The sequence below is a fragment of the Agarivorans albus genome, from assembly GCF_019670105.1.
GTDB classification, from domain to species: domain Bacteria; phylum Pseudomonadota; class Gammaproteobacteria; order Enterobacterales; family Celerinatantimonadaceae; genus Agarivorans; species Agarivorans albus.
Genome location: NZ_AP023032.1, coordinates 551,754 through 564,131, shown reverse-complemented (window position 1 = coordinate 564,131; position 12,378 = coordinate 551,754). Strand labels below are relative to the sequence as shown.

Here is a 12,378-nt window from a genome sequence, read left to right as displayed (position 1 = left end):
CGCAGTGGTCGAGCATTTTAACCAGATAGAATGAACCGTTACTTAGTACGATTGGTATTAACCCACCAACAACGGCTTGAGTATTTAATTGACCATAAAACAGCAGGCAAAAAAAAGCCCCGCATCAATGATGCAGGGCTTTAATTTGGAGCGGCACATCGGGTTCGAACCGATGACCTCAACCTTGGCAAGGTTGCGCTCTACCAACTGAGCTAGTGCCGCTTAATTTTTATCACTATTGAGTGCGGTGTTCTTCCACGCTGAGCTAGTGCTGCTCAACTTCAACTACTTGGTACTAGTTAAAATTTTAAATTTGGAGCGGCACATCGGGTTCGAACCGATGACCTCAACCTTGGCAAGGTTGCGCTCTACCAACTGAGCTAGTGCCGCTTAATTTTTATCACTATCTAGCGCTGTGTTCTTCCACGCTGAGCTAGTGCTGCTCAACTTCAACTACTTGGTATTAGTTAAAGTTTTAATTTGGAGCGGCACATCGGGTTCGAACCGATGACCTCAACCTTGGCAAGGTTGCGCTCTACCAACTGAGCTAGTGCCGCTTAATCTTTATCACTATTTAGTGCGTTGAGAGCCTAACCAAAGGTTGCGCTACTCTTTGTTACCACACTGAGCTAGTGCCGCTTAATTTTTATCACTAATCAAAGTGACAGCCTAAACTGTCTAAGGCCATGCCTTCACGTTGTTTAGGGCTGCGAATTATACGAGGAAATTTTGCCTTTGCAAGAGCTGCAAAAGAAAAAATTACAGCTCTTAAACTGTTTGTTTAGTTTTCGCCCAGTTTAAAGAAGGTTTTTTGATAATGCTGCATTTCTGCTATTGATTCGCGAATATCATCCAAAGCTAGATGAGTACCGCTTTTAGTAAAGCCATCTAAAATTTCTGGCTGCCAACGGCGAGCCAATTCTTTTACCGTACTTACATCTATATTTCGGTAATGAAAGAACTGCTCAAGCTCAGGAAGGTACTGGTGCATAAAGCGACGATCTTGACCAATGCTATTGCCACACATCGGAGATACGCCCTTAGGCACCCATTGCTTGATAAAATCGATAGTTTGCTGGGCAGCTTGCTTCTCATCAACACTGCTGGCACGAACTCTAGCAACCAAACCAGATCCAGTATGAGTGTTGGTACACCACTCATCCATGCCCGCTAAAACTTCGTCAGATTGGTGAACAGCAATCACCGGCCCTTCTGCAAGAATGTTTAATTGAGCGTCGGTAATAATCGTCGCGATCTCTAAAACGCGATCAGTCATGGGTTCGAGACCTGTCATCTCCATATCAACCCAAACTAAGTTCTGTTCACTAACAGTCATGTTGACCCTATTTATATTTCGGAAATATTTTCCGCAAATCTTTGATAAGCGGTATCATAGCGATTTATTACACTTACTTGAATAGCAGTTTTCGTGACAAAGAGAAAGAAACTGAGCCAAGGTCAGCTTCGCCGTGTGCGCAGCAACCAAGAAAAGCGCTTAAAAAAACAAGATAGCCACCAATGGTTAGATGACCAATTAGGTCCTCAACAAGAGGGAACTATCATTAGCCGCTTCGGCCAACATGCCGATGTGGAAGCTAACAATGGAGAAATATTCCGTTGTAATATGCGCCGTTCAGTAGGCTCTTTAGTCACTGGAGATGAAGTTGTATGGCGAGCCGGCAACGAAGAACAGTCCGGTATTCGAGGGGTTATTGAAGCCTGCCACGAACGCCGTTCTGTGCTTACCCGCCCTGATTTTTACGACGGTATTAAAGCCATTGCCGCCAACATCGACCAAGTAGTGATAGTTTCTGCAGTATTACCCGAATTCTCCACCAGCATTGTAGATCGCTACCTAGTTGCCGTTGAAGATGTAGATCTTGAACCCATTATCCTGCTGAACAAAGTTGATCTGCTTGATGCCGAGCAACGCAAAATAATTGAAGAGCAACTCAAAAATTACCAGCAGCTTGGCTACAAAGTTATTTACGCTAGCACCAAACAAGCTGAAGGGCTTGATGATTTAAGCCAACAATTAAGCAATAAAACCAGTATTTTTGTTGGCCAATCAGGCGTAGGCAAAAGCTCGCTGGTAAATAGTCTTCTGCCAGAGCAAAGCATCGATACCAAAGAAGTATCTGAAGTATCTGGCCTAGGCCAGCACACTACCACTACCGCTCGTTTGTATCACTTAGTATGTGGCGGCCGCTTAATCGACTCCCCCGGAGTACGTGAATTTCAACTTTGGCATCTTGAAAAAGACCGAGTAGCTTGGGGCTTTATCGAATTTCGCCCTTGGTTAAATCAATGCCGTTTTCGTGATTGCAAGCACCAAGGAGACCCTGGTTGTGCGATGCAAGAAGCGATAGACTCAGGCAAAATTTTGCAACAGCGTTTCGACAGCTACCAGCGTATTCTCGAAACGATGGAAAATAACAAACCTTCTCGGGTTATTCCCGGAAAGAAATAATTAAACCAATAAACAACGAGAACCTAGCGTGTTAGACAAAATTAAAGTTGCCGCCCAGTACTGCTTCCCTCAACACGGTTTATCCCGTTTAGTGGGTAAGCTTGCTCAAGCTGAAGCAGGAAAGTTGAGTCATTGGATCATTAAAAAATTCATAAACCACTATCAAGTAGATATGAACGACGCGGTTCACAGCGAAGCCAATGCTTACCCAAGCTTCAATGCGTTTTTTACTCGCCCGTTAAAGCCTGGCACTCGCCCTATTGTTGAAGGCGACAACAAGCTTGCTCACCCGGTGGATGGCGCAGTAAGCCAACTTGGTCCCATCCAGCATGGTCAGTTAATTCAAGCCAAAGGTCATGACTACAGCGCCCGTGAACTACTTGGTGGAGATAAAGCCTTAGCAGAAGAATTTAGCGACGGCGACTTCGCAACCATCTATCTAGCTCCCAAAGACTACCACCGCATTCACATGCCTTGTAAAGGCAAATTGCGCAAAATGGTCTACGTACCAGGGCAACTTTTCTCGGTTAACCCTCTCACTGCTGCTAATGTGCCGAATCTGTTTGCCCGCAATGAGCGTGTAGTTGCCATTTTTGATACTGAGTTCGGCCCAATGGCCGTGGTATTAGTAGGTGCAACCATTGTTGCTAGCATAGAAACTATTTGGTCTGGCACCGTAACGCCGCCGGGCGGAAAACAAGTATTCACTTGGGATTATCAAGACCAAGACATTAGCCTAGATAAAGGCGCCGAAATGGGCCGCTTTAAACTAGGCTCCACCGTGGTGATGCTATTTGCCAAAGACGCCATAGAGTTTGAACAATCACTAGCGCCAACAGTTGCCACCGTAATGGGGACTCACTTTGCAACTAAAGCTGAATAGCTGCTATAAGCCTTGGCAATTCTTTACCAAGGCTTATTCAATTCTGCTTATTATTACGCTATTTCAAATATTTAATATAAAATAACTAACAAAGCTAAGCGCAATGATGCGGTCTTAACCATGGCTGTTTACCAATGACTTTATCGATTTTCTCTCGCGGTTTCCTCGTATCGCTACTGTTCTTTTGCTTAGCGGCACAAGCAAACGTGGGCGGAGAATCTCATCTCAAAGGCTTAATCAGCTCGCTAGATACCCAGCCTAGCAACTTAAACACCCAGCAACAGCAACTCATCTATGAAGAATCCTTAGCGCTATTAAAAGAGGGCAATAGTTACCGCGAAAAAGCAAAATACTACCGCGGTATTATCAACAACTTCTCTCGCCTACGAAAAGAGCAACAAGAGCAACTTAATCAATATCAAGCGCCGGTCATTGAAAACTTAGCTGAGCTAAACTCGAATCAATTAAATGAACAACTCACTATTTGGCAGGCTAAGCTCAGCAATACCAATAGCCAAATTGACGAGCTAAAACAGCGCCAATACCGTATCGATTTAGACGTAAGCGAAAACCACCAGCGCAGTGGACCGCTGCGCGAGCAGTTAAACACCGTTCGCGCGAAGCTAGAGCAGCTTGAGTTTGGCGTGCTTAACGAAGTGGAAGAAGCCGAGCGAGTTCGCGCTCAAGTTAACGAAGCCAGCCTAACTGCCCAGTTGGCGATGCTGGAACTCGCTGCGCAAAGTGCCAACCACCGAAACGAGCTGCTGCAGCTTGAAATAAGCTTGCTACAACGCACTCAGTTGGCAGAAAAGCGGATTGTAGAAAGTGTTAAAAATCGCTTGTCACTAGAGCATCGCGCAGAAGCTCAACGGCTATCTGATCAGCTAGCTTTTGCCGCTCCCGAGTTACTTAATGACCCGATAGTGAAAAACTTAGTAGAACAGAATCAGTTACTACAAACAGAGCTATCAGCCTTATTTGAACAAAGTGAAGAGATTGCCGACCTACAGGAGGAAGTAAACGACGAGCTTGAACACATCAAACTCACCTTCGCTAATTTTAAAGAACAAGTATCCTGGTTAAAGGTCACTCGCTCCTATGGTGAATACCTACGAGAACAGATCTCTAGTTTGCCAAAATTCAAAGCAGTTGCGCCAATAGAGCAACAGATTATTGAAGTGCGGATCAGTAAACATCGTCACCAAAATCTACTTTATACCCAACGTAATCAAAGCCAAAGAAAGGCTCAGCGCGAGTTCATCGCCACCTTAAACGAAGAACAAGCCAGAATATTTAACAAGCATTTGAAGCTTAACCAGCAGCTTTCAGACAAATACTTACTGGAGTTAGACGCAAGACTATTTGAGTTAGCTCGACTTAAACTGGATTACTCAAAACTAAACAGTCAACTGAACACCATTAACCAAGAAGCCAACCAAGAGCTATTTTGGACGGCCGATGTAAAAGCCATCGATTTAAGCTTTTTCAGTGATATTCGTTACTCTTTGATATGGTTATTTAGCGCTCAGCAATACTCACAACTCAGCGATGCCATCGCCAAACTGTCTTGGCTATGGTTAGGCTGGTTATTGCTAGTGGCAGCCAGTGTTGCTTACATCTACTATTTAAAAAAGCATTGGCTTAAAGGCTACCTGCAGCGCATCGATTCAAAAACCGGCAACATTACCCGCGACAAATTTAGCTATACCCTTGCCAATTTGTTAGTCAGCGCGGTATTTGCTACTCCCGTGGCGCTATTTATTGGCAGTGTGGGTTTTGCCCTGATGTATGAATGGGAGTCTTCCTTCGCTCGCGACTTGGGAGATGCCCTATTTAACGTTGCCATCGTGTTATGGCTATTTCATTTGTTACAACAGTTTTGCCAAAAAAATGGCCTGCTAAATACGCATTTCAAATGGCCTTTGGTAAACATCAGCCAAGCAATTACCTTAATCCGCCGCGTGGTTTACGTAAGCTTGCCCTTAGTATTCATCCTTAATCTGTGCATATTACAAACCAGTCAGCCGGCCTATAGTGGCTTGGCACGTTTGGCCTTTATTGCATTGTTATTGTGGGTAGCTTACGGCTTTCACAGTATTTATCGCATAGAGCTTCCGGTGAACTATCACTTAGACATTTTTAAAGCGCCACAATTAGCGAAAAAGCTGATTTGGGGCGCCGCCATTAGCATCCCCTTAATGGCAGCACTCGCCTCTGCAGCAGGCTTTTTTGCCACCGCATTTACGGTTTATTGGCAGGTAGTGCTTAGCTTCATCATCGCTGCGGTTTTCTTATTGGGCTATTTGCTTATTCACCGTTGGATGCTACTACAACGCCGCCGAATTGCTTTTGACCGAGCAAAAGTGCGCCGCGCTGAAATGATTGCTCAACGCCAATCTGAAGAAGACGACTCTTCTAGCTCAAATGAGGGAGTGATTGATTCAATCGAGGAACCCGTCATCGACCTCGACACCATTAGCGCCCAGTCTTTGGGCCTATTGCGTGCTGCCTTGGTACTGTCTCTAGTATTAGTTCTGCTTTTGAGTTGGTCGGAAATGACCAGTGCGTTTTCGTTTCTAGACAACATCACATTGTGGGAAAGCAGCTCTAGCCGCGCCGGTGTAGCCACGGTAGACGCCATTACCCTGCGCTCTTTAGGCTCTGCCCTATTGGTATTCTTTTTTGCAGTAGTGCTTATCCGCAACTTACCTGGTTTGTTAGAACTGATGGTCTTGCAGCATTTATCACTTAACCCCGGCACCGGCTTTGCCATCACCACCATGATTAATTACATGGTAATACTGTTTAGTATTTTCAGCGGTTTTGGTTTGTTGGGCATCGAGTGGTCGAAACTGCAGTGGTTGGTTGCTGCACTTACCGTAGGTTTAGGTTTTGGTCTGCAAGAGATTTTTGCTAACTTTATTTCAGGCTTAATTATTCTGTTTGAAAAACCAATTCGCATTGGCGATACCGTGACAATTCGCGAACTTACCGGCACGATTTCTAACATTGAAACTCGCGCTACCACTATTGTCGATTGGGATCGCAAAGAAATAATCGTACCTAACAAGGCCTTTATCACGGAACAATTTATTAACTGGTCGCTCACCGATCCTATCACCCGTGTGGTGCTAATGGTGCAAGTTAAACAAGGCTCTGATAACCAGCTAGTGAACAAACTATTGCAAGAAGCGGTAGATGCTAACAGCTTGGTACTAGCCAACCCCGCACCAGAAATATACTTTACCGAATACACCAACAACGGAATGAAATTTGAAATGCGTGTTCACGTGAGTGAAATGCGCTACCGCTTACCGATGACCCATGAACTGTACACTTTGATCAATGACAAGTTTAAGGCGAATAACATAGAGATAGCCTACCCACAATTAGATATATCTCTCAATCCCTGAGCACGGTTTTGTTATCTTAAGGGCTATAAAAAACCTCTATTTCAATTAATTAGCCCAGAGACCCTCGATCATGGCCGTGCAAAAACATTTCAAGCTGCTGGTTTGTTTTATTGTTCCCCTGTTAATACTGGCACTTCCCACTAGTGCCATTCCACTACCAGAGTTAACCGTGGTTCAACACCGTATCATTGCTATCTTTGTACTGGCGGCGCTGTTATGGATTTTTGAACCCGTGCCAGTGTTTGCTACTTCATTATTAATTATCACCTTGGAACTGGTGCTTATCTCTAATCAGGGAATTAGTGCCATTGTGGCCGATACTGGGCCAGCACCAATGGGTGAACTGCTGCCCTATACCAGTATATTTAATGCCTTTTCATCGCCAATTATCATCCTGTTTATGGGCGGCTTTGCTTTAGCGATTGGCGCATCTAAGTTTGAGCTAGACAACAACTTAGCCCGTGTACTTCTCAAGCCATTTGGCAAACGCATTCCAATGATCATGCTCGGCATTATGCTAATTACTGCCGTGTTCAGTATGTTTATGAGTAACACCGCTACCACCGTAATGATGCTGGCCATTGTAGGCCCCTTAATTGCCGCTGCGCCGCGTAATGACTTGGGCATGAAAGGCTTGATTTTAGCTATTCCAGTAGCGGCTAATACCGGTGGCATAGGTACTCCAATTGGTACGCCACCCAACGCCATTGCCCTGCAATATATTCCAGAGGGGCAAATTACCTTCGCTTCTTGGATGGCTTTTGGTATTCCTTTTGTGATTATTCAACTAGCAATTGGCTGGTTTTTGTTGTGCAAGCTCTATCCCTCAAAAACCGGTGTATTAGAGCTGAATCTGAAAGGCCATTTTCAACGAAGTACTCGCGCTTACATTGTGTATGCCACGTTTGCGCTCACTATCTTATTATGGCTAAGCACCGCGTGGCACGGCATGAACAGTTACGTGGTAGCAATTATTCCTTTAGCGGTGTTTACCTTAACGGGAGTCATTGGCAAAGACGATCTCAAGCTATTTAACTGGGACGTATTATGGTTAGTGGCCGGTGGTATTGCCATGGGTATGGCATTAGAAAAAAGTGGCTTAGCCGCCAAAATAGCTACATCTATCGACTTTGCTAGCCTGCCCACCTTAGCCGTAATTGTGGTGCTATCGATTATTTGTGTGGTGATGGCGAACTTTATGTCGAACACGGCCACCGCCAACTTAATTATGCCCATCGCGGCGGCAGTTGCCACCAGCTTGCATGGTTTGGATGGTGACGGCGGCATCACAACCCTACTAATTATTGTCGCCCTGTCGGCTTCCTTAGGCATGATGTTACCCGTTAGCACCCCGCCCAACGCCTTGGCTTACTCAACCGGCTTTATTGAAACCAAAGACTTAATAAAAGTAGGCGGGATTATTGGCTGTACCGGCTTGGCGCTACTGTATGTGGCTATGATGATATTCCTATAACACCAAAATAAACGGGAGCACAGCTCCCGTTTATTTGTTTACGCCCTGTCTACACTAAAGCTTTGCACCGCTTGAATGTTAGGCGTGCCTAATGCCAACATCAACAGGCGGTCGATGCCTAGAGCAACGCCTGCACAAGCGGGGAGGCCTGCCGCTAAAGCAGCTAAAAAATGCTGATCCACTTGCGCAGCAGCCAAGCCCATATTTTCCCGCACCTGCTGGTCTTTAGCAAAACGCGCGGCTTGCTCCTTAGCGTCGGTGAGTTCATGAAAGCCATTGGCTAACTCTATGCCTTTAAAATACAGCTCAAAGCGCTCTGCTACTTGCGGGTCTTTTGCTGAAATTTTAGCTAGCGCGGCTTGTGATGCTGGAAAGTGATAAACAAAGCAAGGGCGCTGCTGGCCAATTTTAGGCTCAACGCCCAAGCTAAATAACAGCTGCAAAATGGTGTCTCGATCAGGCTCATTCACCACTAAATCTTCAACCGATAGGCGTTTAGCTACAGCAACAAACTCAGCTTGGCTAGCATTGATGGGATTGATACCAAGGTGTCGCTCAAAGGCTTCAACATAGCTTAAACGCTCTGCCTTATTACAAGCCAAGACCTCGGTGATTAACTCATCCATTTCATCCATTAAGGCAAAATGGTCAAAACCAATACGGTACCACTCCAACATAGTGAACTCTGGGTTATGAAAACGCCCAGCCTCTTCATTACGAAAAGCTTTTGCCAGCTGATAAATGCAGCCACTACCAGCAGCTAATAAACGCTTCATATGAAACTCGGGCGAGGTTTGTAAATACAAAGGCATGGTTTTGGGTGCAGCCGGCCCAGACAAAGTTGTGCTGAAGCTATGCAAGTGCACGTCACTCACGCAGGCCTGGCTTAAACAAGGTGTGTCTACTTCCATCACTTCACGCTTGGCAAAAAAACATCTGATTTTGTTAATGATTTTTGCTCTTTGCTGAAGTGTTTGAATACTTGCAGAGGGTTGCCAAAGTGTTTCAGACATGCAAATTTTTTCCTGCATTGAGTTAGAAATTGTCGCGGGGTTTTATACCACTTTGCTAACAAAAGCGGGAGTTATATCTCAAAAGCTAAATTATCTCAGCAGCTTGCACAAAGTAGCGTCAATATTTGATTTTAGTCAAGCATCAAAAAGCTAATACCCGCACAATCATTGTAGGCTTATTTCGTATGGAGAAAAGCGTGGAAGTAATCAAAACTGATGTCGCCATTGTTGGCGCTGGGGGCGCAGGTTTACGCGCCGCCATTGAAGTTGCAGAACAACACCCCGAGTTAGAAGTAGCATTAATTTCAAAAGTATATCCAATGCGCAGCCACACCGTTGCCGCAGAGGGTGGTGCTGCAGGTGTAGCTCAAGATCACGATAGCTTTGATAACCACTTTAACGACACCGTATCGGGTGGCGATTGGTTGTGTGAACAAGACGTGGTGGACTTTTTTGTTGAGCGCGCTCCCAAAGAACTTACTCAACTAGAGCACTGGGGTTGCCCTTGGTCACGTCGTCCCGACGGCAGTGTAAACGTACGCCGTTTTGGTGGCATGAAAATCGAGCGAACTTGGTTTGCAGCCGATAAAAGTGGCTTCCACATTCTTCATACCTTGTTTCAAACTTCAACCAAGTATCCCAGCATTAAGCGCTACGACGAGCATTTTGTGCTCGACCTAGTCGTAGAAGACGGCCAAGTAAAAGGGGTTATCGCCTTAGATATCGCCGAAGGCGTAGCCAAGCTTATTCAAGCTAAGTCGGTGATTATTGCCACTGGCGGTGCAGGTCGCGTTTATCGCTTTAATACCAACGGCGGCATTGTGACTGGTGACGGTATGGCCCTAGCTTATCGTCATGGCGTAGCACTGCGTGATATGGAGTTTGTCCAATATCACCCTACTGGTTTACCCGGCTCAGGCATTTTAATGACCGAGGGCTGTCGTGGTGAAGGCGGCATTCTTACCAACAAAGATGGCTACCGTTACTTACAAGACTACGGCCTAGGGCCAGAAACGCCAGTTGGCGAACCTAAAAACAAATACATGGAGCTAGGGCCTCGAGACCGTTTAAGCCAGTGCTTTTGGCAAGAAGCGCAACTTGGCCGAACCATTGAAGGGCCAAATGGCGACTACGTAAACCTCGACCTTACTCACTTAGGCGAAGACTACTTACTAGAACGCTTACCGTTTATTTGCGAATTGGCAAAAGCCTATATGGGCGTAGACCCCGTTAAAGAGCCGATTCCAGTGCGCCCAACCGTGCACTACACCATGGGCGGTATTGAAACCGACGGCCGTTGTGCCACATCACTAAAAGGCTTATATGCCGCAGGTGAATGTTCATCAGTTGGCTTGCATGGCGCTAACCGTTTAGGCTCTAACTCACTCACCGAAATAACCGTATTTGGTCAGGTGGCGGGCGAATCAGCAGCACGCAATGCCATTGTGAGTGAGCATAGCGACAGTGCTTCATTGCTTGAGCAAGCAGAGCAAACTCTGGCTAAGTACCAAGCCTTAAAATCGAATCAAGGTGATGAAAAAACCTCAGACATTCGCAACGAGTTAGGTCGTACCATGGAAGCTGGTGTGGGCATTTACCGCACCGCAGAAACCATGCAACAAACCATCGATAAAATTGCCGAGCTAAAACAGCGCTACAAAAACATTAAGTTGGTAGACGACAGCGAAGTGTTTAATACCGAATGGCTCTACGCTGTAGAACTTGGTTACTTATTAGACGTAGCCGAAGCGATGGCTGTCTCGGCGATTAACCGCAAAGAGAGCCGCGGCTCGCACCAGCGTATTGATGGTTATGAGCAGCGTGATGATGTGAATTTCCTTAAACACACTTTAGCTAATTACCGCCCTGACAGTGCACCAGAGATTAGCTACAGCGATGTGAAGATCACCAAATCTCAACCTGCCGAACGTGTTTACGGCGCAGCCGCCGATGCCCAAGAAGCAGCCAAAAAACAAGCGGAGGCAAATTAACATGGCCGAAACGATGAAAATCGATATTCTGCGCTACCGCCCAGAAAGCGACCACGAGCCGGTATGGCAGAGCTACGACGTTCCTTACACCCGCGAAATGTCGCTGCTAGAAGCCTTGGCTTACATTAAAGACGAACTTGACCCTACCCTTAGCTACCGCTGGTCTTGCCGCATGGCTATTTGTGGTAGCTGCGGCATGATGGTAGATGGCGTTCCTAAGTTAGGCTGTAAAACCTTCTTGCGTGATTACCCCAATGGCATGAAGGTAGAAGCGCTAGCAAACTTTCCCATCGAACGTGATTTAGTGGTAGACATGAGCGACTTCATTGAGAAGTTAGAAGCCATAAAACCTTACATCATCAACGATAATCCACGCGCTTTAGAAGATGGCTGTCACACCCAATCACCTAAGCAAATGGCGCAATATCGTCAATTCTCGATGTGCATTAACTGTGGCCTTTGTTACGCGGCATGTCCGCAATATGGCTTAGACAAATCTTTCACTGGACCGGCTGCACTCGCACTATTACACCGCTACAACCAAGACAGCCGTGACGCAGGCAAGGCCGAGCGAATGAAAATAGTCAACGCTGAAGAAGGCGCATGGGGCTGTACCTTTGTGGGTTACTGCTCAAAAGTCTGTCCGAAAGACGTCGATCCGGCCGCCGCTATTCAACTCGGCAAAGTAGATAGCGCTAAAGACTATGTGATAGCCATGTTCAAGCCAGGAGAGTAAGCATGAGCAAACGTAAACCTTATGAACGTAAGATGGGTGCAACTTGGTGGCTCAAAAATACTTTTCATACCAAGTACATCATCCGTGAAGGCTCAAGCCTAGTGATTGCCATTTACAGCTTTGTATTGCTGTTTGGTCTATTTCGTTTAAGCCAAGGGGCCGAGGCCTTTAACGGTTGGCTAGATGCAATGAGCCAACCAGGCTGGGTAGTATTTCACTTACTTAGCCTTGCCTGGACGCTTTATCACAGCATTACCTGGTTTAGCTTAGCCCCTAAAGCCGCCAACATTTGGCTAGGCCAAAAGCGCGTACCCGACAGCTGGATAGTAAGTGGAATGTACGGCGCTTTGGCTGTGATTAGCTTAGCTGGCTTAATCTTGGTTTTGATTTAGGAGACA

9 protein-coding genes and 3 tRNA genes are annotated in these 12,378 nt (G+C 46.0%); 7 read left to right on the top strand and 5 right to left on the bottom strand.

Annotated elements, in window-relative coordinates; translation table 11 throughout:
• Positions 1–146 precede the first annotated feature (146 nt).
• From K5620_RS02710 to orn, 4 genes are all read right to left on the bottom strand, one after another.
• Positions 147–222, bottom strand: a tRNA-Gly gene (locus tag K5620_RS02710).
• Positions 223–314: 92 nt separating this feature from the next.
• A tRNA-Gly gene (locus K5620_RS02705) sits at positions 315–390 on the bottom strand.
• A gap of 91 nt (positions 391–481) precedes the next feature.
• Positions 482–557, bottom strand: a tRNA-Gly gene (locus K5620_RS02700).
• Between the two features lie 224 nt (positions 558–781).
• Entirely contained in the window at positions 782–1,336 is a 555-nt protein-coding gene (orn, locus tag K5620_RS02695) for an oligoribonuclease (RefSeq protein ID WP_040307241.1), read from the bottom strand.
• 93 nt (positions 1,337–1,429) lie between these two features.
• Between orn and rsgA the strand changes: the two genes are divergently transcribed.
• The 4 genes from rsgA to K5620_RS02675 all read left to right on the top strand — a co-directional run bounded on the left by rsgA (position 1,430) and on the right by K5620_RS02675 (position 8,240).
• Positions 1,430–2,470, top strand: a complete 1,041-nt coding sequence (gene rsgA, locus K5620_RS02690) for a small ribosomal subunit biogenesis GTPase RsgA (RefSeq protein ID WP_016402015.1) — start codon at positions 1,430–1,432, stop codon at positions 2,468–2,470.
• A 28-nt stretch (positions 2,471–2,498) separates the two neighbouring features.
• Positions 2,499–3,353 (top strand): archaetidylserine decarboxylase, encoded by an 855-nt coding sequence (asd, locus tag K5620_RS02685; RefSeq protein WP_016402016.1) that lies wholly within the window; start codon positions 2,499–2,501, stop codon positions 3,351–3,353.
• Positions 3,354–3,487: 134 nt separating this feature from the next.
• Positions 3,488–6,766: a miniconductance mechanosensitive channel MscM gene (gene mscM / locus K5620_RS02680; protein ID WP_016402017.1), complete on the top strand. Its 3,279-nt coding sequence runs from the start codon at positions 3,488–3,490 to the stop codon at positions 6,764–6,766.
• A gap of 70 nt (positions 6,767–6,836) precedes the next feature.
• Positions 6,837–8,240 (top strand): SLC13 family permease, encoded by a 1,404-nt coding sequence (locus K5620_RS02675; RefSeq protein WP_016402018.1) that lies wholly within the window; start codon positions 6,837–6,839, stop codon positions 8,238–8,240.
• A 38-nt stretch (positions 8,241–8,278) separates the two neighbouring features.
• On the opposite strand, the gene epmA is transcribed toward K5620_RS02675, so the two are convergent.
• Positions 8,279–9,253, bottom strand: a complete 975-nt coding sequence (gene epmA, locus K5620_RS02670) for an elongation factor P--(R)-beta-lysine ligase (RefSeq protein WP_016402019.1) — start codon at positions 9,251–9,253, stop codon at positions 8,279–8,281.
• Between the two features lie 197 nt (positions 9,254–9,450).
• Between epmA and frdA the strand changes: the two genes are divergently transcribed.
• The 3 genes from frdA to K5620_RS02655 are packed head-to-tail and all read left to right on the top strand — an operon-like array spanning position 9,451 to position 12,372.
• Positions 9,451–11,244 carry a fumarate reductase (quinol) flavoprotein subunit gene (frdA, locus tag K5620_RS02665; RefSeq protein WP_016402021.1) on the top strand — a complete coding sequence of 598 codons (1,794 nt, stop codon included), beginning with the start codon at positions 9,451–9,453 and terminating at the stop codon, positions 11,242–11,244.
• A 1-nt stretch (position 11,245) separates the two neighbouring features.
• Positions 11,246–11,980: a succinate dehydrogenase/fumarate reductase iron-sulfur subunit gene (locus K5620_RS02660; RefSeq protein ID WP_016402022.1), complete on the top strand. Its 735-nt coding sequence runs from the start codon at positions 11,246–11,248 to the stop codon at positions 11,978–11,980.
• Positions 11,981–11,982: 2 nt separating this feature from the next.
• The gene (locus tag K5620_RS02655; RefSeq protein ID WP_016402023.1) at positions 11,983–12,372 is read left to right on the top strand and encodes a fumarate reductase subunit C; all 390 of its coding nucleotides are present in this window, start codon (positions 11,983–11,985) and stop codon (positions 12,370–12,372) included.
• Positions 12,373–12,378: the final 6 nt, after the last annotated feature.

Coding starts and splice junctions, on each gene's coding strand:
- orn (WP_040307241.1), bottom strand. CDS start 1,336: ATGACTGTTAGTGAACAGAACTTAGTTTGGGTTGATATGGAGATGACA.
- mscM (WP_016402017.1), top strand. CDS start 3,488: ATGACTTTATCGATTTTCTCTCGCGGTTTCCTCGTATCGCTACTGTTC.
- K5620_RS02675 (WP_016402018.1), top strand. CDS start 6,837: ATGGCCGTGCAAAAACATTTCAAGCTGCTGGTTTGTTTTATTGTTCCC.
- epmA (WP_016402019.1), bottom strand. CDS start 9,253: ATGTCTGAAACACTTTGGCAACCCTCTGCAAGTATTCAAACACTTCAG.
- K5620_RS02660 (WP_016402022.1), top strand. CDS start 11,246: ATGGCCGAAACGATGAAAATCGATATTCTGCGCTACCGCCCAGAAAGC.
- K5620_RS02655 (WP_016402023.1), top strand. CDS start 11,983: ATGAGCAAACGTAAACCTTATGAACGTAAGATGGGTGCAACTTGGTGG.